This is a genomic window from Streptomyces sp. NPDC001594 (assembly GCF_042893675.1).
In the GTDB taxonomy this organism is placed as follows: Bacteria; Actinomycetota; Actinomycetes; order Streptomycetales; family Streptomycetaceae; genus Streptomyces.
On the sequence record NZ_JBIAVB010000022.1, the window covers coordinates 1 to 20,284 of the forward strand.

General features: G+C 74.3%; 16 protein-coding genes, 1 rRNA gene and 1 pseudogene. 14 read left to right on the top strand and 4 right to left on the bottom strand.

Going from position 1 to position 20,284, the window contains the following annotated elements; genetic code table 11:
• The 3 genes and pseudogenes from rrf to ACFY0O_RS33225 all read left to right on the top strand — a co-directional run.
• Window positions 1-91: ribosomal RNA gene (gene rrf / locus ACFY0O_RS33215) — 5S ribosomal RNA — on the top strand; the annotation flags it as partial.
• A gap of 156 nt (window positions 92-247) precedes the next feature.
• A pseudogene (locus ACFY0O_RS33220) lies at window positions 248-1,093 on the top strand (tetratricopeptide repeat protein); the annotation flags it as partial.
• A gap of 510 nt (window positions 1,094-1,603) precedes the next feature.
• Window positions 1,604-2,458: a hypothetical protein gene (locus ACFY0O_RS33225; RefSeq protein WP_388954006.1), complete on the top strand. Its 855-nt coding sequence runs from the start codon at window positions 1,604-1,606 to the stop codon at window positions 2,456-2,458.
• Between the two features lie 55 nt (window positions 2,459-2,513).
• Here ACFY0O_RS33225 and ACFY0O_RS33230 read toward each other — a convergent pair whose 3' ends face one another.
• On the bottom strand, window positions 2,514-3,785 hold the full coding sequence (locus tag ACFY0O_RS33230) for a DUF1015 family protein (protein WP_388953766.1): 1,272 nt from the start codon (window positions 3,783-3,785) through the stop codon (window positions 2,514-2,516).
• 143 nt (window positions 3,786-3,928) lie between these two features.
• Here ACFY0O_RS33230 and ACFY0O_RS33235 point away from each other — a divergent pair, with 143 nt between their 5' ends.
• From ACFY0O_RS33235 to ACFY0O_RS33250, 4 genes are all read left to right on the top strand, one after another.
• Window positions 3,929-4,972 carry an HAD hydrolase-like protein gene (locus tag ACFY0O_RS33235; RefSeq protein ID WP_388953768.1) on the top strand — a complete coding sequence of 348 codons (1,044 nt, stop codon included), beginning with the start codon at window positions 3,929-3,931 and terminating at the stop codon, window positions 4,970-4,972.
• 160 nt (window positions 4,973-5,132) lie between these two features.
• Window positions 5,133-6,092, top strand: a complete 960-nt coding sequence (locus ACFY0O_RS33240) for a FecCD family ABC transporter permease (protein WP_388954008.1) — start codon at window positions 5,133-5,135, stop codon at window positions 6,090-6,092.
• Window positions 6,089-7,150 carry a FecCD family ABC transporter permease gene (locus ACFY0O_RS33245; RefSeq protein ID WP_388953770.1) on the top strand — a complete coding sequence of 354 codons (1,062 nt, stop codon included), beginning with the start codon at window positions 6,089-6,091 and terminating at the stop codon, window positions 7,148-7,150. The genes ACFY0O_RS33240 and ACFY0O_RS33245 overlap by 4 nt, the downstream gene beginning before the upstream one ends.
• The gene (locus tag ACFY0O_RS33250) at window positions 7,147-8,034 is read left to right on the top strand and encodes an ABC transporter ATP-binding protein (protein ID WP_388953772.1); all 888 of its coding nucleotides are present in this window, start codon (window positions 7,147-7,149) and stop codon (window positions 8,032-8,034) included. Before ACFY0O_RS33245 ends, ACFY0O_RS33250 begins: the two co-directional genes overlap by 4 nt.
• Window positions 8,035-8,140: 106 nt before the next feature.
• Here the strand turns inward: ACFY0O_RS33250 and ACFY0O_RS33255 are convergent, their stop codons facing one another.
• A complete protein-coding gene (locus ACFY0O_RS33255; RefSeq protein ID WP_358895110.1) occupies window positions 8,141-8,488 on the bottom strand; it encodes an SCP2 sterol-binding domain-containing protein in 348 nt (115 codons plus the stop codon).
• 64 nt (window positions 8,489-8,552) lie between these two features.
• On the opposite strand from ACFY0O_RS33255, the gene ACFY0O_RS33260 reads away from it, so the two are divergent.
• The 5 genes from ACFY0O_RS33260 to ACFY0O_RS33280 all read left to right on the top strand — a co-directional run bounded on the left by ACFY0O_RS33260 (window position 8,553) and on the right by ACFY0O_RS33280 (window position 13,698).
• On the top strand, window positions 8,553-8,825 hold the full coding sequence (locus ACFY0O_RS33260; RefSeq protein ID WP_358895109.1) for a hypothetical protein: 273 nt from the start codon (window positions 8,553-8,555) through the stop codon (window positions 8,823-8,825).
• Between the two features lie 7 nt (window positions 8,826-8,832).
• Complete coding sequence (locus tag ACFY0O_RS33265) at window positions 8,833-9,648, top strand: TlyA family RNA methyltransferase (RefSeq protein WP_388953775.1); 816 nt, start codon at window positions 8,833-8,835, stop codon at window positions 9,646-9,648.
• Window positions 9,645-10,613 carry an NAD kinase gene (locus ACFY0O_RS33270; protein WP_388953777.1) on the top strand — a complete coding sequence of 323 codons (969 nt, stop codon included), beginning with the start codon at window positions 9,645-9,647 and terminating at the stop codon, window positions 10,611-10,613. The genes ACFY0O_RS33265 and ACFY0O_RS33270 overlap by 4 nt, the downstream gene beginning before the upstream one ends.
• 106 nt (window positions 10,614-10,719) lie before the next feature.
• Window positions 10,720-12,438, top strand: a complete 1,719-nt coding sequence (gene recN, locus ACFY0O_RS33275; RefSeq protein WP_388954011.1) for a DNA repair protein RecN — start codon at window positions 10,720-10,722, stop codon at window positions 12,436-12,438.
• A 147-nt stretch (window positions 12,439-12,585) separates the two neighbouring features.
• Complete coding sequence (locus tag ACFY0O_RS33280) at window positions 12,586-13,698, top strand: glycosyltransferase family 4 protein (protein WP_388953780.1); 1,113 nt, start codon at window positions 12,586-12,588, stop codon at window positions 13,696-13,698.
• 86 nt (window positions 13,699-13,784) lie between these two features.
• On the opposite strand, the gene ACFY0O_RS33285 is transcribed toward ACFY0O_RS33280, so the two are convergent.
• Window positions 13,785-15,410: a PucR family transcriptional regulator gene (locus ACFY0O_RS33285; RefSeq protein WP_358895105.1), complete on the bottom strand. Its 1,626-nt coding sequence runs from the start codon at window positions 15,408-15,410 to the stop codon at window positions 13,785-13,787.
• 221 nt (window positions 15,411-15,631) lie between these two features.
• Here ACFY0O_RS33285 and ACFY0O_RS33290 point away from each other — a divergent pair, with 221 nt between their 5' ends.
• A complete protein-coding gene (locus tag ACFY0O_RS33290) occupies window positions 15,632-17,191 on the top strand; it encodes an APC family permease (RefSeq protein WP_388953783.1) in 1,560 nt (519 codons plus the stop codon).
• 11 nt (window positions 17,192-17,202) lie between these two features.
• Window positions 17,203-18,828 (top strand): flavin monoamine oxidase family protein, encoded by a 1,626-nt coding sequence (locus ACFY0O_RS33295; RefSeq protein ID WP_388953785.1) that lies wholly within the window; start codon window positions 17,203-17,205, stop codon window positions 18,826-18,828.
• A gap of 14 nt (window positions 18,829-18,842) precedes the next feature.
• Here the strand turns inward: ACFY0O_RS33295 and ACFY0O_RS33300 are convergent, their stop codons facing one another.
• The gene (locus ACFY0O_RS33300; RefSeq protein WP_388953786.1) at window positions 18,843-20,225 is read right to left on the bottom strand and encodes an FAD-binding protein; all 1,383 of its coding nucleotides are present in this window, start codon (window positions 20,223-20,225) and stop codon (window positions 18,843-18,845) included.
• Window positions 20,226-20,284 lie beyond the last annotated feature (59 nt).

Genomic DNA, 20,284 nt, shown 5'->3' on the forward strand with positions numbered 1-20,284 from the left:
GCCCGGTTACATTCCGAACCCGGAAGCTAAGCCTTTCAGCGCCGATGGTACTGCAGGGGGGACCCTGTGGGAGAGTAGGACGCCGCCGAACAATCTTTCAAAGGACCCTTGGTCCTCAGCGTTCACGCTGAGGACCAAGGGTCCTTTTTGTTTTGCACCTCTTTACGCCGAAGCGCGGCCATGGGCTGGTTGCGCGAGAATGACTAGCGGTACCCCGAAGACAGGAGTCACACCCATGTCCAACTCTCCCGACGATCGTCCGGAGCGCGAGCCTCGTCGCAACGACGGCGGTGACAGGGGCGGCTACCGCGGGGGCCGTGACGACCGTGGCGGTGACCGCGGTGGCTTCCGCCGTGACGACCGTGGTGGTCGCCCCGCCGGTGGCGGCTTCCGCCGTGACGACCGTGGCGGACGCCCCGCCGGCGGTGGCTTCCGTGGCCGTGACGACCGTGGTGGCGACCGTCCGTCGTACCCGCGTCGTGATGACGACCGTGGCGGCTTCCGTGGCGGTCGCGACGACCGTGGGGGCGACCGTCCCTCCTACCCGCGTCGTGACGACCGTGGTGGGGACCGTCCGTCCTACCCGCGCCGTGACGACGAGCGCGGTGGCTTCCGCGGCGGCGACCGTCCGGCCTTCCGCCGTGACGACCGTGGCGGCGACCGTCCGTTCTCCCCGCGTCGTGATGACGACCGTGGCGGTTTCCGCGGTGGCCGTGACGACCGTGGGGGCGACCGTCCCTCGTACCCGCGTCGCGATGACCGTGGCGGGGACCGTCCCTCGTACGGCCGCCGTGACGACCGTGGTGGCGACCGTCCGTCGTACCCGCGTCGTGACGACCGGGGTGACCGTCCCTCCTACCCGCGCCGTGATGACGACCGTGGCGGCTTCCGCGGCGGTCGCGACGACCGTGGGGGCGACCGTCCCTCCTACCCGCGTCGTGACGACCGTGGTGGGGACCGTCCGTTCTCCCCGCGTCGTGATGACGACCGCGGTGGTTTCCGTGGCGGCCGTGACGACCGTGGCGGCGACCGTCCGTCCTTCCGTCGTGACGACCGTGGGGACCGTCCGTCCTACCCGCGCCGTGACGACCGTGGTGGCGACCGTCCGTCGTACCCGCGCCGTGACGACCGGGGCGACCGTCCCTCCTACCCGCGCCGTGATGACGACCGTGGCGGCTTCCGCGGCGGTCGTGACGACCGTGGGGGCGACCGTCCCTCGTACCCGCGTCGTGACGACCGTGGTGGGGACCGTCCCTCGTACGGCCGCCGTGATGACGACCGCGGTGGGTTCCGTGGCGGTCGTGACGACCGTGGGGGCGACCGTCCCTCCTACCCGCGTCGTGACGACCGGGGTGGGGACCGTCCCTCGTACGGCCGCCGTGACGACCGTGGGGGCGACCGTCCCTCCTACCCGCGTCGTGACGACCGGGGTGGGGAGCGTGGTGGCTACCGTGGCGGCCGCGATGACCGTGGTGACCGCGGTGGCTTCCGTGGCGGCCGCGATGACCGCGGCGGTCGTGAGTTCCGTGCCGACCGTGACCGCGACCCGGTCAAGCGGCTTCCGATCGACGACGACGTCACCGGCCACGAGATCGACGCCGATGTGCGCCAGGAGCTTCTGAGCCTGCCCAAGGGCCTGGCCGAGGAGGTCTCGCGCAACCTCGTCATGGTCGCCCGGCTGATCGACGAGGACCCGGAGCAGGCGTACGCGTACTCCCGCATCGCCCTGCGGCTGGCCTCCCGTGTCGCCGCCGTGCGCGAGGCCGCCGGCTTCGCCGCGTACGCCACGCAGAAGTACAGCGAGGCCCTCGCCGAGTTCCGTGCCGCCAAGCGGATGACCGGCTCCGTCGAGCTGTGGCCCGTCATGGCCGACTGCGAGCGCGGCCTCGGCCGTCCCGAGCGGGCGCTGGCCATGGCCGGTGAGCCCGAGGTGCAGAAGCTGGACAAGGCCGGCCAGGTCGAGATGCGTCTCGTCGCCGCGGGTGCCCGCCGGGACATGGGCGAGCTCGACGCCGCCATCGTGACCCTGCAGAGCCCGGAGCTGGCGTCCAACACGGTCCAGTCGTGGACCGCGCGCCTGCGGTACGCGTACGCCGACGCCCTCCTGGCCGCCGGCCGTGAGGACGAGGCGCGCGAGTGGTTCGCCAAGACCCTCGAGGCCGACAAGGACGGGGCGACGGACGCCTCCGACCGCCTGGCCGAGATCGACGGCGTGGAGTTCGTGGACGCCGCCACGCCGGAGGAGGACGCGGACCTCGACGACCTCGGTGACGAGGACGACGAGGACGAGGACGACGCCGAGGTGGCCGCCGCCGAGCGCGCCGCCGACCAGACCGAGTACTACGACGAGGACGACGAGGAGTACGAGCCCGTCGCCGGCTCGGAGGCCGACGTGGACCTCACCGACGAGGTCGTGGTCGTCGAGGACGACGAGCGCGAGGCCCGCGACAAGGCCTGATGCCGACGAGGAAGGGCGGCACCCCCTCGGGGGTGCCGCCCTTTCGCATGTCCGGTCAGCCCAGGCTGCGCAGGACCAGGCCGGTGGCCGGCTTGGGGCCGAAAGAGGTCGACTTGCGGGGCATCGTCACGCCCTGGCGGGCCAGGTCGCGGACGACCTCCTCGCGCACCGGGTGCAGCAGCACGGCCGTGCCGCCGTGGCGTTCGGCCATCGCGACCGTAGCGGCCGCGTCGTGGATGTACGCGATGTGGTCCGGGGCGTCCGGGACCTGCCACAGCGTGTCCAGCAGGGAGGCGTGCAGCACCGTCGCGTCCAGCCGGCGCCAGGCCTCCGGGCGGTCGCGGCGGACCGTGCGCTCGATCAGGGCCGGATCCGGGTCGGTGACCAGGTGGAAGGTGCCGTCGCCGGTGAGGAGGAAGGCGTTGCCGCGTTCCGAGGCGTCCGCGAGGGCCTCCAGGGCCAGCGGGAGCGGGCCGTCGACCGGGCGGATCCGGAAGGAGCCTTCCGCCTTCGCCAGGGCTTCGGAGAGGGGCAGGCGGCGCAGCATCCGGTGGATGGCGCGGACCTGGAGCGGATAGCGGGCGGTGTCCACGAGGAGGACCAGGCCGAAGTCCCAGGGGGTCGGCGAGCCGTGTTCCTCCTGGAGGCGCAGGTACGTCGCCCAGCGGTGGTGGCCGTCGGCGATGAGGGCCTGGCGGTGGGCCAGGTCGGCGGTGACGACGGCGAGCTCGGCGGGGTCGGTGACGGCCCACAGGCTGTGGCGGAACCCGTCCTCGGTGACCGTCGACAGGAGGGGCTCGCGGGCCGCGGTGGCCTCCACGACCGCGTCGGTGCCGGCGCCCGGGCCGTCGCCGCGGTAGGTGAGGAGGAGGGGTTCGAGATTGGCCGAAGTCGCGCGCATCAGGCCCGCGCGGTCGGTGACCACGTCCGGCATCACGTCCTCGTGCGGCAGGACGATGCCGTCCTCGGCGGCGGACAGGGCCAGGGCGCCGATGACGCCGCGCTGGAGCAGACCGGCCCGGCGCTGCTCGTAGACGTACAGCGCGGGCTGCGCGTCGGCGCTGAGGACGCCCTCGGCGAGCCAGTCGCTCAGGGTGCGGGCGGCCTGCTCGTTGCGGGCGGCCGGGGTGCCGGCCTGGGGCAGGATGAGCCGGACGATGTTGTGCGGGTCGGCGGACTCGAGGTAGTCGACTCCGTCGGGGCGTACGACCACGTCGTACGGCGGCGAGGTCACCGCGGCGAGACTGCCGACGCGCTCCGGGACGTAACGCAGTCCGTGGAAGGGGGTCAGGCGCAGCCCGTGCTCCGCGTTGCCAGGTGTGGTCATTGGTGCATGGTAAGACCCGTCTCGCGATACGGGATGGCCGGGGGAGTGACGGGGTAGTGCAAACTCGGACAAGATCGATCGTGCGAAATGAAGCACCGCAAGTGTCCCGAGCGTTTCGATAACGGTTATTGAGGAGCGGCCAGATGACCCGGCAGAGCAGGACCAGTCCCGCGGGCAGCGAGCGGAGTCTGCACCAGGCGTACGACACGGCCCTGCTGGACCTGGACGGGGTGGTGTACGCGGGCGGGCACGCCATCGCGCACGCGGTGGAGTCCCTGGCCGTGGCCCGGGCCGACGGGATGCACCTGGCGTACGTCACCAACAACGCGCTGCGGACGCCGGAGGCGGTCGCGGAGCACCTGTGCGAGCTGGGGATCCCGACCGAGGCGGGCGAGGTGATCACCTCGGCGCAGGCGGTGGCCCGGCTGATCGCCGAGCAGGTGGAGCCGGGCGCGAAGGTGCTGGTGATCGGCGGGGAGGGGCTGCGGGTCGCGCTGCGCGAGCGCGGGCTGGTGCCGGTGGAGTCCGCCGACGAGGAGGGGCTCGCGGCGGTGGTCCAGGGCTACGGCGGGCCCGGGCTGGAGTGGGGGCGTTTCGCGGAGGCCGCGTACGCGGTCAACCGCGGGGTGCCCTGGTTCGCGTCGAACACGGACCTGACGATCCCGGGGGCGCGGGGGATCGGGCCGGGCAACGGGGCCGCCGTGGAGGTCGTGCGGATCGCCACGGGCGCGGAACCGCAGGTGGCGGGCAAGCCGCTGCCGCCGATGCACCGGGAGACCGTGCTGCGGACGGGTGCGGAGCGGCCGCTGGTGGTCGGGGACCGGCTGGACACCGACATCGAGGGCGCGTTCAACGGGGACGTGGACTCCCTGCTGGTGCTGACCGGGGTCACGGACGCCGAGCAGCTGCTGCGGGCCGAGCCCCGGCACCGGCCCACGTACGTGGACCGGGACCTGCGCGGGCTGCTGACCGGGCAGCCGGAGGTGGCCGGGCGGGACGGGGCCTGGCGGTGCGGCGGCTGGAGCGCGGTCGACGCGGGCGGGCACCTGGAGCTGTCCCGCGCCGGCGACGGGGAGGCCGATCCGGTGGACGGGCTGCGGGCGGCGTGCGCGGCGGCCTGGTCGGCGGCCGGGGACGGGGTCTACCGCGGCGACGTGGAGAAGGCGCTGGGGGCGCTCGGGTGGTGAGCGGGGGGCGCTCGGCCGTACGGGGGATCTTCCCGGCGCAGGGTAGGCTAACCTAACCTTCGTGTTGGCTGAGAGTCCCCCCGAAACCGAGCCCGGTTCACCCGCGCCCGCGCCCGCCGTCGCCCGTCCGGGCCACGGCAGGCGCACCGCCGGTCTGCTGATCGCCCTCGCCGTACTGGCCCTCGTCGCGGTGGCGAGCATCGCCGTCGGCGCCAAGGCCATGCCGCTCGGCGACGTCTGGCACGGCCTGTTCCACTACAGCGGCACCACCAACGACGTGGTCGTGCGGGACCTGAGGGTCCCGCGCACCGTCCTGGGGGTGATGGTCGGGCTCGGACTCGGCCTCTCCGGCGCGGTGATGCAGGCCCTGACGCGCAACCCGCTGGCCGAGCCCGGCATCCTCGGCGTCAACGCCGGCGCCGCGGCCGCCGTGGTCTCCGCGATCAGCTTCCTCGGGGCGAGCACGCTGACCGAGTTCGTCTGGTGGGCCTTCCTCGGCGCCGCCGTCGTCTCCACCGCCGTCTACGTCCTCGGGGGCAGCCGCAGCGCCACCCCGGTGCGCCTCGCGCTCGCCGGCACGGCGGCCAGTGCCGCGCTCGTCGGCTACATCAACGCCGTCCAGCTGATGGACAGCAAGGCCCTGGACAAGCTCCGCTTCTGGACGGTGGGCTCGCTGGCCTCGGCCACCACGGACACCGTCCGCCAGGTGGCCCCCTTCCTGCTGGCCGGCGCCCTGCTCGCCCTGCTGCTGGGCCGGCCGCTCAACGCGATGGCCATGGGCGACGACACCGCCCGGGCGCTGGGCGCGCACCTGACGCGGACCCGGATCGCGGCGATGGCGGCCATCACCCTGCTGTGCGGGGCCGCGACCGCCGCCTGCGGGCCGATCGTCTTCGTCGGGCTGATGATCCCGCACCTCGCACGGCTGATCACCGGGCCCGACATGCGCTGGGTGCTCGCCTACTCGGCCGTCCTCTCGCCCGTGCTGCTGCTCGGCGCCGACGTGGTCGGACGGGTCGTCACCCGGCCCGGTGAGCTCCAGGTCGGCATCGTCACCGCGCTCGTCGGCGGCCCCGTCTTCATCCACCTGGTCCGGCGCAAGAGGATGGCCCAGCTGTGAGCGACACCCGCCTCCGCAAGGCCGCCCGGCCGCGCACCCTGCGCGGCCCCGCGGCCACCTCGCTGCGCGTCGAGCCGCGCGCCCTGCTGGCCGGGCTGCTGCTGGTCGCGGCGGCGCTGGTCCTCGCCGTGGTCCTGATCGGCACCGGCGACTTCGAGATCGCGCCCGGGGACGTCGTGGCCACCCTGCTGGGCAACGGCAGCCCCGCCGACGACTTCATCGTCAACGACCTGCGGCTGCCGCGGGTCCTCGTCGCGATCCTGGTCGGCGCGGCCCTCGGCATGTCCGGGGCGGTCTTCCAGTCCGTCACGCGCAATCCGCTCGGCTCGCCCGACCTGCTCGGCTTCGGGTACGGCTCGGCGGTCGGCGCGCTCGTCGTCATCACCGTGTTCAAGGGCGGGGCCACCGAGGTCGCGCTGGGCGCGGTCGCCGGCGGCGTGCTCACCGGCGCCGTGGTGTACCTCCTCGCGTACAAGAAGGGCATCCACGGGTACCGGCTGGTGCTGGTCGGCATCGGCGCCTCGGCCGTCCTCGTCGCCGTCATCCAGTACCTGATCGCCAAGGCCCAGCTGATCGAGGCGACCCGGGCGATGGTCTGGCTGACCGGTTCGCTGGCCGGCCGGGACTGGGCGCAGGTGTGGCCGCTGCTGGCCACCTGCGCGGTCCTCTTTCCGCTGGTCCTCGGGCAGAGCCGGGCCCTGCGGGTGATCGAGATGGGCGACGACGCCGCGTACGCCCTGGGCGTGCCGGTGGAACGGACCCGGATGCTGCTGATGCTGGCCGCGGTCCTGCTGACCACGGCGGCCGCGGCGGCGGCCGGGCCGATCAGCTTCGTGGCGCTGGCCGCGCCGCAGCTGGCCCGGCGGCTGACCCGCTCGCCCGGGTCGAACCTGCTGACCGGCGCCCTGATGGGCACCGTCCTGCTGCTGGCGTCCGACCTGGCCTCGCAGCGAGCCTTCGGCGCGGACCAGCTGCCGGTGGGCGTGGTCACCGGCCTGGTCGGCGGCGTCTACCTGCTGTGGCTGCTCGTCATGGAGCGCAAGGCGGGACGGGTATGACCGGCACGACCTACACGACGCACGCGGTGGACGAGCCGCACACCCACGGGCACGGCCCGGCCGACACGAGGAGTACGCAGGTGCAGAGGCTGACCGCGGAGAACGTCACCCTCGGCTACGACCAGCGGGTCATCGCCGAGAACCTCTCGGTGGAGATCCCCGACCACTCGTTCACGGTCATCGTCGGCCCCAACGCCTGCGGCAAGTCCACGCTGCTGCGCGCCCTGTCGCGGATGCTCAAGCCCACCGCCGGCCGGGTGCTGCTCGACGGGCGGGCGATCACCTCCACGCCCGCCAAGCAGGTGGCACGGACCCTGGGGCTGCTCCCGCAGTCCTCGGTGGCGCCCGACGGGATCACCGTCGCCGACCTGGTCGCCCGCGGCCGGTACCCGCACCAGGGGCTGCTGCGGCAGTGGTCGGCGGAGGACGAGCGGATCGTCCTGGAGTCGATGGCCTCCACCGGGGTCGCCGAACTCGCCGACCGGGCCGTGGACGAGCTGTCGGGCGGGCAGCGCCAGCGGGTGTGGATCGCGATGGCGCTGGCCCAGCAGACCCCGCTGCTGCTCCTGGACGAGCCGACCACCTACCTGGACATCCAGCACCAGCTGGAGGTCCTCGACCTGTGCGCCCAGCTGCACGAGGAGCAGGGCCGGACCCTGGTGGCGGTGCTGCACGACCTCAACCAGGCGGCCCGCTACGCCACCCACCTGATCGCCCTGCGCGGCGGGGTGGTCGTCGCCGAGGGGCCGCCGGCCGAGGTGGTCACGGCCGGACTGGTGGAGGAGGTGTTCGGGGTGGCCTGCCGGGTCATCGACGACCCGGAGACCGGCACCCCGCTGGTGGTCCCCTCCGCCCGGCGGGCCCGGGCGAGGACGGCGGTCTAGATGCTCCGAGCCCGCCCGGCCGGTCGGCGGACGGAGTCCGCCGCAGCGGCACGAAGCCGGGGAGGCCCGCCAGGGCCGAGCCGTGCGAGTGGCGCGTCAAGAAGGGTCAGAGGAGGCTCTTGAGGCGCAGGAGGTCGCGGAAGCCGGCCTCCAGGCGGACCCGGCCCGAGGCCCAGGCCTTGGCGAACTTCAGCTCCCCGTCGACCAGGGCGAGCAGGTCGTCCCCCGACATCGCGAGGCGGATCTCGGCCTTGCCGCGGGGCGGGCCGGGGGTGAGGGCGTCCACCCGGATCCGGCCGCCCTCGAGGCGGCCGGCGAAGGTCACGTCGAGGTCGGTGATGTGGCAGCTCAGGGAGCGGTCGAGGGCGGCCGCGCCGCGCACGTCGCCGTCGGCCCCCGAGAGGTTGTCGGAGAGTCGGTCGAGTGCCGCGCGGCACTCCTGGATCGTAGCCATGGTGTCCCGACCGTACCGCAGAGCCGCGCGCGGCACCGGGGGTGCTTCGGGGTAGCGTCGGGGCATGACCGACGAAGTGTCCGGGAGCGTTCCGGACGTCCCCCAGGAGCCCCCGGCGGAGCCCGCCGAGCCCGCCGGGCCCGCGCCGCTGGGCCTCGTGCGCACCCCCACCGGGCACCCCGGGGTCGACGCGCACCTGGAGCGGCTCGCGGACGCGGACCACCTGGCGGCGGACGGACACGTCGAGGTGTACGAGGATGTGCACAGGGGACTGCGCGAGGCGCTCGCCGCGCTGGACGCGCAGCCCGTCCCCGGACCGTACGAAAACAGGAGCTGAACCGAACGTGGCAGGAGTGGCACGCCGCCGCCTGGACGCCGAACTGGTACGCCGCAGCATGGCCCGCTCGCGGGAGCACGCGGCCCAGCTGATCGCCGCGGGCCGGGTGACCGTGGGCGGCACCACCGCGACCAAGCCGGCCACCCAGGTCGAGACCAGCGCCGCCCTCGTCGTCCTCAAGGACGACAGCGACCCCGACTACGTCTCCCGGGGCGGCCACAAGCTGGCCGGCGCCCTCGCGGCCTTCCGGCCGCAGGGGCTCGCCGTCGAGGGCCGCCGGGCGCTGGACGCGGGCGCCTCGACCGGGGGCTTCACCGACGTGCTGCTGCGCGCGGGCGTGGCCCACGTCGTCGCCGTGGACGTCGGCTACGGGCAGCTGGCCTGGTCGCTGCAGAGCGACGAGCGGGTGACCGTCAAGGACCGGACGAACGTGCGCGAGCTGACGCTCGACCTGATCGACGACGTCCCCGTGGACCTGGTCGTCGGCGACCTGTCCTTCATCTCGATCGGCTTGGTGCTGCCCGCCCTGGTGCGGTGCACGGCGCCGGGCGCCGACCTGGTGCTGATGGTCAAGCCGCAGTTCGAGGTGGGCAAGGAGCGGCTCGGCAGCGGCGGTGTGGTGCGCAGCCCCGAGCTGCGGGCCGAGGCCGTGCGGGAGGTCGCCGCCCAGGCCTGGAAGCTGGGGCTGGGCGTGCTGGGGGTCACGGCGAGTCCGCTGCCCGGGCCGTCGGGGAACGTCGAGTACTTTCTGTGGCTTCGGGCGGGGGCACCGGCACTCGACCCGGGGGATGTCGACCGTGCAGTGGCGGAGGGGCCTCAGTGACAGATTCGTCGTCGTCAGAGTCATCGTCAGAGTCAGCGGGTGGGGCGGAAGCGGGTCCGGGGGAGCCGCAGGGGCCGCGCACCGTCTTCCTGGTCGCCCACACGGGGCGGCCGGCGGCCATACGCAGCGCCGAGCTGGTGGTGCTGGGGCTGCTGAAGTCGGGGATCGGGGTGCGGGTGCTCGCGCACGAGGCGCGGGACATGCCGCTGCCGCCCGAGGTGGAGCTGGTGGGGGAGTGCACGCCCGAGGTGCTGGCCGGGTGCGAGCTGCTGATCGTGCTGGGCGGGGACGGCACCCTGCTGCGCGGGGCGGAGTTCGCGCGCGGGTCGGGGGTGCCGATGCTGGGCGTCAACCTGGGCCGGGTCGGCTTCCTCGCCGAGGCGGAGCGCGACGACCTGGACCGGGTCGTGGACCGGGTGGTGCGGCGGGCGTACGAGGTCGAGGAGCGGATGACCCTCGACGTCCTCGTACGGACCAACGGTGACCTGGTCCACCGGGACTGGGCGCTGAACGAGGCCGCCGTCCAGAAGGTGTCCGCCGAGCGGATGCTGGAGGTGGTCCTGGAGATCGACGGGCGGCCGGTGACCGGCTTCGGGTGCGACGGCATCGTCTGCGCGACGCCGACCGGCTCGACGGCGTACGCCTTCTCGGCGGGCGGCCCGGTGGTGTGGCCGGAGGTGGAGGCGCTGCTGATGGTGCCGATCAGCGCGCACGCGCTGTTCGCGAAGCCGCTGGTCACCTCGCCGAACTCGGTGCTGGCGGTGGAGGTGCAGACCGGGACGCCGCACGGGGTGCTGTGGTGCGACGGCCGGCGGACCCTGGAGCTGCCCGCGGGGGCTCGGGTGGAGGTGCGGCGCGGGACGGTGCCGGTGCGGCTCGCCCGGCTGCACCACGCGTCCTTCACGGACCGGCTCGTGGCCAAGTTCGCGCTCCCGGTGTCGGGTTGGCGCGGCGCACCGCACTGACGGCCTCCGCGGACCCGCTATTAGCACACCCGTTCGGAAATCTCCGGGCGGGTGAGGTCACATGGCACCCGCGAAACCTCGGTATGGTCGTCCCGTGCTTGAGGAGATGCGGATACGGTCACTCGGGGTCATCGACGACGCGGTGGTCGAGCTGTCGCCCGGTTTCACCGCGGTGACCGGCGAGACCGGCGCGGGCAAGACGATGGTCGTCACCAGCCTCGGGCTGCTGCTCGGCGGCCGCGCCGACCCGGCCCTGGTGCGGATCGGCGCCAAGGCGGCCGTGGTCGAGGGCCGCGTCGTGCTGCGCCCGGACGCGGCCGCCGCCGTGCGCGCCGAAGAGGCCGGGGCCGAGCTCGACGAGGGCGCCCTGCTGATCAGCCGGACCGTGTCCGCCGAGGGACGCTCGCGCGCCCACGTCGGCGGCCGCTCCGTACCCGTCGGCCTGCTCTCCGAGCTCGCCGACGACCTGGTCGCCGTCCACGGGCAGACCGACCAGCAGGGCCTGCTGAGGCCCGCCCGCCAGCGCCAGGCCCTCGACCGGTACGCCGGCGACGCCGTCGCCGTCCCCCTGGAGAAGTACGCCGGCGCGTACCGGCGGCTGCGCGCCGTCTCCGCCGAACTGGACACCATCACCACCCGCGCCCGCGAACGGGCGCAGGAGGCCGACCTGCTGCGCTTCGGCCTGGAGGAGGTCGCCGCCGTCGCGCCGCTGCCCGGCGAGGACGCCGAACTGGCGGCCGAGGCCGAACGGCTCGGCCACGCCGAATCCCTCGCCTCCGCCGCGCAGGCCGCCCACGCGGCCCTCGCCGGCGACGTCGAGGACCCCGAGGGCGTCGACGCCAACACCCTCGTCGCCGGCGCGCACCGCGCCCTGGAGGCCGTGCGCTCCCACGACCCGGTGCTCGGCGGCCTCGCCGACCGGATCGCCGAGCTCGGCATCCTGCTCGGCGACGTGGCCGGCGAGCTCGCCGGGTACGCCGACGACCTGGACGCCGACCCCCTGCGGCTGGCCGCCGTGGAGGAACGGCGGGCGGCGCTGACCCAGCTGACCCGCAAGTACGGCGACTCCGTCGACGCCGTCCTCGAATGGGCCCAGAAGGGCTCCGCGCGGCTGCTGGAACTCGACGGGGACGACGAGCGGATCGAGGAGCTCACCGCCGAACGGGACGCGCTGCGCGCCGAACTGTCGCAGCTGGCCCAGGCCCTGACCGACGCCCGCGTGGAGGCCGCCGAACGCTTCGCCTCCGCCGTCACCGCCGAACTGGCCTCGCTGGCGATGCCGCACGCCCGCGTGACCATCGACATCCGCCAGACCGAGGACCCCGACGGCGTCGAGGTCGGCGGCCGGCCGGTCGCGTACGGGCCCGCCGGCGCCGACGAGGTCGAGCTGCTGCTCGCCCCGCACCCCGGCGCCCAGCCCCGGCCGATCGCCAAGGGCGCCTCCGGCGGCGAGCTCTCCCGGGTCATGCTGGCCGTCGAGGTCGTCTTCGCCGGCACCACCCCCGTGCCCACCTACCTCTTCGACGAGGTCGACGCGGGCGTCGGCGGCAAGGCGGCCGTCGAGATCGGCCGGCGGCTGGCCAAGCTCGCCAAGACCGCCCAGGTCGTCGTCGTCACCCACCTGCCCCAGGTGGCGGCCTTCGCCGACCGGCAGCTGCTGGTCGAGAAGACCGTCGACGGATCGGTGACCCGTTCCGGGGTCACGGTCCTGGAGGGCGAGGACCGGATCCGCGAGCTCTCCCGGATGCTCGCCGGCCAGGAGGACTCCCAGACGGCCCGCGCCCACGCCGAGGAACTCCTCGCGGCGGCCCGCGCGGACGGCTGAGGAACCGGGACGTTAGCCCGTGTGGGTGAGGCTGGGGGGCGCACTGCGGTATCCCGCACGGGATACGCACCCGTATGGTCCCGGAACGCGCGTACGGACTGGCATCCTGGGCGTCGACTCTGACTCCTCACCCTGGAGCTTCGGCCCGTGAGCAGCTCCCCGGCACCGGTACCGCCGCCCGTACTGCCGTACGGGCGGCCCCCGCTGCGCGCCGTCCAGGTCCTCGGCGGCGCGGGTGCGGGCAGCAGCGCCCACGTGCGCTCCCTCACCACGGGGCTCGCGGCGCGCGGCGTACGGGTCACCGTGTGCGCCCCCGTCGCCGCCGAGGGGGAGTACGACTTCACCGGCGCCGGCGCGGAGTTCACCCCCGACGCGGGAAGCGCCCTGAGGGCCGCCTGCGCCGGGGCGGACGTGGTGCACGCCCACGGCGTCCGCGCCGGGATGCGGGCCGCCCTCGCCCTGCGGGGCCGCGGCCGCCGCGCCCCGCTGGTGGTCACCTGGCACGGCACCGCCCCCGACGCGGGGCCGCTGGGCCGCCTCGGCCGCCTGCTGGAACGCCACGTGGCCCGGGCCGCGGCGGTGGTCCTCGGCGCCTCCTCCGACCAGGTCGACCTCGCCCGCCGCCGCGGCGCGCGCGACGCCCGCCTCGCGGCGGTCGCCGTCCCCGCCGCCCCGGCCCCGCCCGACACGGACAAGACCCGGGCCGAACTGGGCGTCGTGGAACGCCCCCTGGTCATCGCGGTCGGCAGCCTGGTGGCCCGCCGCGGCTACTCGTTCCTGCTGGACGCGGCACGGGCCTGGCGGGACCTGGAGCCCGCCCCGCTGCTGCTGATCGCGGGGGAGGGCCCGCTGCGCCCGGAGCTGGCCCGCCGCATCGAGACGGAGAACCTCCCGGTGCGCCTGCTGGGCCGCCGCTCCGACGCCGACCGCCTGCTGGCGGCGGCCGACGTGGCCGTCCTCCCCAGCCGCTGGGAGGGCCGCTCCCTGCTGGCGCAGGAGGCCCTGCGGGCCGGGGTCGCCCTGGTGGCGACGGAGGTCGGCGGGGTCCCGGAACTGGTCGGCGACGCGGCGGTCCTGGTCCCGTACGGCGACGCGCACGCCCTGGCGGCCGCGGTGGCCACCCTCCTCCACGACCCGGACCGCCGGGCCGCCCTCGCCCTCGCCGGCCGCGCCCAGGCGGCGACCTGGCCGTCGGAGGACGACACGGTGGCCCAGATCCTCTCGGTCTACGACGAACTGACGGAACGCCGACGCGCTTGATCCCGGCGGGGGCCGGCGCCGGAGGCTCGACGGGGTCGGCTCGGGCCCCGACCACCGCCGGATCCCGCCCCCACCCCGCCCCCGCCTCACGACGGCGGAGTCGCGTGCCTCCGGGCTCGGAGGGCCAGGCTCAGGGACAGGACCGATTCCGGGTCGTCCAGGTCCGTGCCCAGGAGTTCCGAGATGCGGGCCAGGCGGTTGTACAGGGTCTGGCGGTTCAGGTGGAGCTCCCGGGCCGTCTCCGCCTTGCGGCCCGCGTGGGCCAGGTACGTCTCCAGCGTGGGCAGCAGCGGCGGACGGGACGTGGCGTCGTGGGTGCGCAGGGCCCCGATCGCCCGGTCCACGAACGCCGCCAGGTCCGGGTGCTCCCGCAGCCGCCACAGCAGCAGGTCGATGTCCAGGCGGCGGGCGTCGTACCAGGGCCGGGCCGGCAGGCCGTGCGCGGCGGTGGCCGTCTCCGCGGCGTGCCGCAGGCCCGCCGAGGCCGCCGCCCAGCTGCCGGAGACGCCGACCACCACCACCGGCGGGGCCCCGGCCCGGTCGAGGCCGGCCCGTTCCACCCCGGCCCGCAGCGCGGCGGCTACCCGGTCGGCGACCGTCGTGCGCTCCGACTCCGCCCGCAGTGACACCAGCAGCGGCACCCGGCCCTCCACCGGGCGGACGCCCAGCAGCACCGGCACCCCGACCGAGGACAGCTCCTCCTGCACCGCCCGGGCCAGCACCGACCAGTTCCCGGACGGGACCAGCTCCGAGGACAGCCGCATGACCAGGGGGAGCAGCGGCCCGGCCCCGGGCCGGAAGCCCAGGACGCGGGCCTGCGCCGGGGCGTCCTCCGCCGAGATCCGTCCCTCCGCCAGGTCCGTCAGGAAGTCGCCCCGGCCGCGCGCGGCCAGCTCCTCCTCCTGCCGGGCCTGCATCAGGACCACCGCCAGCACCCCCGCCGTCCGCTCGGCCGCCATCCGGTGGACCGGCAGCAGCGGCGCCGAGACCCCCACCAGCACGACCCGCGCCCGCACCGATCCCGTCCCGTGGCCGCCGCCCGGCACGTCGACCACCACCGCGTTCGCCGGCGGCTCGGCCGCGCGCTGCCCCCGCAGCCCCTCCCACACCTGGAGCGGGTCCGCGGCGGCCTCCCCGGCCACCGGCCCGGCCGCGTACAGCAGTTGGCCGTCCGGGGTCTCCAGGAAGACCGGGTTGGCGGTGAAGTCGGCCAGGATGCGCAGCACCTGCGGGATCCCGCCGCCGCCCAACAGGGCCTCGGTGCACCGCCGGTGGACCTCCTCGGCCCGCTGGAGGAGCGCGTAGTGGTGGTTGACGATCTCGGTGTGGATCTCCTCCGTCACGGCGACGAAGGGGACTTCCCGGTGCAGCTGGACCAGCGGCAGCCCGGCCGTCCGCGCGGTCTCCACCAGGGTCGCCGGGAGCCGGGTGAAGCGCGGCCCGAGCTCCACGACCAGCGCGGCGATGCCCCGGTCCGCGAGGCGCCGGACGAAGGCGCGCTGCTCGGCGGGCCGGGTGCCCAGCCCCAGCCCGGTGGTCAGCAGCAGCTCGCCGCCCTTGAGCAGCGAGGCGATGTTCGGCACCTCGCCCGCGTGCACCCAGCGCACGGTCCGCCCGAGACGGTCGGCGCAGGCCACCACCTCCGGCAGTCCGCTGCGCAGTCCCGGCAGCTCCAGCGCCCGCTGAACGGTGATCCCGCCCTGGTTGTCCATATCGCGGGACGCTACCGGCCGCCCCCTGCCGCGGACATCACCGGGTGGTCGCCGAGTCCGGCATGTCCCCCTGTCGGGCCGACAACTCGTCGTTCCCACAAGGTGATTATCCGACCGCTTGCCGATTGTGGTGTACGTCACCCGGGTGGAGAGTGACGGCCTCGCGACCGGCCCCGTGAACGGCCCCGCGAACGGCCTCCCCACAGGAACGAGGACGACCCATGAGCAGACCCGGCGCCACGCCCCCGCCCACTCCTCCGTCCGCCCCCGGAGCACCCCCGGTCCAACGCCTCAAGGCCAACTCCGTAGGCCTCGTCGGAGTGGTCTTCATGGCCGTCGCGACCGCGGCGCCGATCACCGCGATGACCGGCAACCTCCCCATCGCCGTCGGCTTCGGCAACGGCACCGGCGCCCCCGCGGGCTACCTCTTCGCCACCCTCGTCCTGACCGTCTTCGCCGTCGGCTACGTCGCGATGGCCAAGCGGATCACCGCCGCGGGCGCCTTCTACGGGTACATCTCGCACGGCCTCGGCCGGATCGCCGGCATGGCCTCCGGGATGCTCGCCGTCCTCGCCTACGTGGTCTTCGAGGCCTCCATCGTCGGCGTCTTCTCCTACTTCGCCAAGACCACCGTCCACGACCAGCTCGGCGTCGACCTGCCCTGGATCCTCTACGCGGCCGCGATGCTCGCCGTCACGGCCGTCCTCGCCCACTTCGACATCAACCTCACCGCCAAGGCCCTCGGGGTGATGCTCGTCGCGGAGATCGCCGTCCTCTTCGCGGTGGCCACGGCCGTGCTGGTCGCCGGCGGCGGCCCCGACGGGATCCCCGTCGAGCCGGTCAACCCGAAGAACGCCTTCACCGGCACCTCCGCCGGCCTCGGCCTCTTCTTCGCCTTCTGGTCCTGGGTCGGCTTCGAGTCCACCGCCATGTACGGGGAGGAGTCCCGCGACCCCAAGCGGGTCATCCCCCGGGCCACGCTCGTCTCCGTCGTCGGCGTCGGCCTCTTCTACATCTACGTCTCCTGGATGACCATCGCCGGCAACGGCCTGGCGAAGTCCGTCGAGCTGTCCGCCTCCGCCAGCCCCCTCGACCTGTTCTTCGCCCCCGCACAGCACTTCATCGGGGCCTGGGCCGTGGACACGTTCCAGTGGCTGCTGCTCACCGGCTCCTTCGCCTGCGGGATGGCCTTCCACCAGTGCGCCGCCCGCTACCTCTACGCCATCGGCCGCGAGGGCTTCCTGCACCCCGCCCTCGGCCGCACCCACCCCCGCCACGGCTCCCCGTACCTCTCCTCCGTCGTCCAGACCGTCGTCGCCACCGTCCTCGTCGCCGGCTTCTGGCTCACCGGCCAGGACCCCTACCTGCACCTCTACACCCTGCTCGCGATCCTCGGCACGATGGCCATCCTGATCGTGCAGACCCTGTGCTCCTTCGCCGTCATCGGCTACTTCCGCAAGAACCACCCCGAGGACCGGCACTGGTTCAAGACCTTCACCGCCCCGCTGCTCGGCGGGATCGGGATGACCGCCGTCGTGGTCCTGCTCGTCCTCAACATGCAGACCGCGGCCGGAGCCGCCGCCGACTCCCTCTTCTTCAAGCTCATCCCCTGGATCGTCGGCGCGGTCTTCTTCGGCGGCCTCGGCCTGGGCCTGTGGCTCAAGCGGAAGGCCCCCGAACGCTACGAGATCATCGGCCGGATCGTCCTGGAGGACGCCGCCGAACGGACCGACGAGAGCGCCCCGTCCACCCCGTCCGACCCGACCGCCGCGACCGTCTGAGGAGCCCCGCCATGGCCCGTACCCCGCTCATGCACGCCCTGCGCCGGATCGCCGCCGACCACGCCGCCGCCCGCCGGCTCGACATGCCCGTGGCCGAGGTGCGCGGCTCCTCCCGCCGTGAACTCCTCGCCCGGGCCGCCGCCCTCGGCCTCACCGCCGCACTGGCCCCCGCCACCCTCGCCCACGCCGCCACCCCCGCCCCGGCCAAGAGACCCTCGGGCCCCGTCCGCGTCGCCGTCGTCGGCGCCGGCATCTCCGGCCTCACCGCCGCCCTCACCCTCCAGGACGCCGGCATCCCCTGCACCCTCTACGAGGCCAACCCGGCCCGCGTCGGCGGCCGCATGTGGACCCAGCGCGACCACTGGGCGTACGGGCAGACCTCCGAGATCGGCGGCGAGCTCGTCGACACCAGCCACAAGAAGATCCAGGAGCTGTGCCGCCGCTTCGACCTGCCCCTGGAGGACTTCCTCGGCGGCGGACCCAACGGGGCGGAGGAAGTCCTCTGGTTCAACGGGACGTACTACTCCCGCACCCAGGCCGACGAGGACTTCAAGGCCGTCTACCAAGCCCTGCGCCGCGACCTCCAGGAAGCCGGCGAGGTCTCCTGGAACTCCTCCACCCCCGCCGGCACGGCCCTCGACGACATGAGCCTGTACGAGTGGATCGAGACCCGGATCCCCGGCGGCCACCAGTCGCAGCTGGGCCGGTTCATCGACGTCGCCTACAACGTCGAGTACGGCGCCGACACCCAGCAGCAGTCCGCCCTCGCCCTGGTCCTGCTGATGGGCTACCAGCCCAACCCGGGCAACTTCAACGTCTGGGGCCTGTCCAACGAGCGCTACCACATCACCGGCGGCAACGACCGGCTCCCGCACGCCATCGCCGCCGCCCTCAACCCCGGCACCCTGGTCATGGGCCGCGCCCTGACCGCCGTGCGCGCCAACGCCGACGGCACCCAGACCCTCACCTTCGACGACTCCGGCGCCGTGCGCACCGCCACCGCCGACCACACCGTCCTCTGCCTCCCCCTGCCGGTCCTCCAGCGCCTCGACACCTCCCAGGCGGGCTTCGACCCCCTCATGCGCAACCTGCTGCGCGACGCCCGGATGGGCTACTGCACCAAGCTCAACATGCAGTTCACCGCCCGCCCCTGGCGCGGCACCGGCCCCTGGCCGGGGGTCTCCGCCGGCGAGTGCTTCACCGACTCCACCGTCCAGCAGACCTGGGACACCACCAAGGTCCAGCCGGGCACCGGCGGCATCCTGCTCCAGTACGGCGGCGGCTCCCTCGCCGGGGCGCTCACCCCGGGCAGCCCCTTCGCCACCGAGGCCGACCCCTACGTCCGCGACCTCGCCGGCCGGGTCCTGACCGGGATCGACTCCTTCTTCCCCGGCACCAAGGCGGTGTGGACGGGCCGCGCACAGCTCTCCGCCTGGCACCGCAACCCCTACTCCCTGGGCGCCTACTCGTACTGGCCCACCGGCTACCTCCACCGCTACGCCAAGTACGAGGGCACCGCGCAGGGCAACGTCCACATCGGCGGCGAGCACTGCAGCTACGACTTCCAGGGCTTCATGGAGGGCGGCGCCACCGAGGGCGAACGAGCCGCCCGCGAGGTGATAGCCGCCCTCACCTGAGACCTGGGCAGGGCTCAGACCGGCGGGATGTTGTGGTTGAAGCGGAAGACGTTGTCCGGGTCGTACTCCCGCTTCAGCCGCGCCAGCCGCCGCATGTTGTCGGCGCCCAGCCCGGCCACCACCCGGTCCGCGCCCTCGTCCCCGGTGAAGTTCAGGTACACCGCGCCGGTCGACCACCGCTGGACGTCGGCGCGGACGTCCCTGACCCACTGGACCACCCGTTCGTCGTCGGCGGGGTCCTCCCACATCCCGAACGGGTGCACCGCCCACGGCGCGTCCCGGTACGGCACCGGGTAGTCCTCCTCCGCCGCCGCGATCGCCCCGCCCTGCGGCCACACCACGTGCTGGGTGCCGGTCGGCACCGGCATCGACGCCGCCCGGGCGCAGAACACGTCCACGAACGCGTCGGGCGCCCCGGTCAGGTACTCCGCCGACCAGTAGTTCCGCAGCCCCGGCGGATCGTCGAGCATGCACTGCAGCTCCGCGTACGGGATCGCCGTGACGACCTCCGCCTCGTGCGGGATCGCCAGCAGCGGGCCGGCGAGCCGCCGCAGCTCCTCCTCGGGCCCCGCGTAGGTCACCAGCGCACCGGCCAGCAGCTGCCCGACCAGGTGCGGGGGGACGAACGGCGCGGGCGGCCCCGTCAGGTACAGGGCGCCGCCGCCGGCCTCGTCCGGACCGGACTCGATGACGTCCCGGTACGTGCGGACCACCTCGGGCCCCCGCTCCGGCAGGTAGAAGACCATGGCGATGGACAGGGCCGGCAGCTCGTGCAGCCGCAGCGTCAGCGAGGTGGCGATGCCGAAGTTCCCGCCGCCGCCGTGCAGCCCCCAGAACAGCTCCGGATGCTCCTCGGCCGTGACGTCCAGCAGCCGGCCGTCCGCCGTGACCAGCTCCACGCCCAGCAGGTTGTCCACCGCCAGGCCGAACTTCCGGTCCAGCCAGCCCGTGCCCCCGCCGAGGACGAAGCCGCCGACGCCCGTGGTGGAGGCCCGGCCCCCGGTGGTCGCCAGCCCGTACGGCTCGCAGGCCCGGTCCAGGTGGCTCATCACCGCCCCGCCCCCGACCCGGGCGGCCTTCGCCGCCGGATGGACGGTGACCTCGTGCATCCGGCGCAGGTCCACGACCACGCCGCCGTCGTTCACGGACATCCCGGCCACGCTGTGCCCGCCGCCCCGCACGGCCACCGGCAGGTCCAGGCTCCGGGCGAAGCGCACCGCCGTGACCACGTCGGCCGCGCTCTCGCACTGGGCGATCACCGCGGGCCTGCGGTCGACCATCGCGTTGAAGACCGTCCGGGCCTCGTCGTACCCGGGGTCGTCGGGGGCGAAGACCTCGCCGGCCAGGTCCTCGCGGAGCGCGGCAAGTGCCGTGCCCGCCTTAGAGAGGGGCGCCATCGCCACCCCTCCTTTCCCCAGAAGGGCATGGGACCCCTCCAGGTTAGGCGGGCACCCGC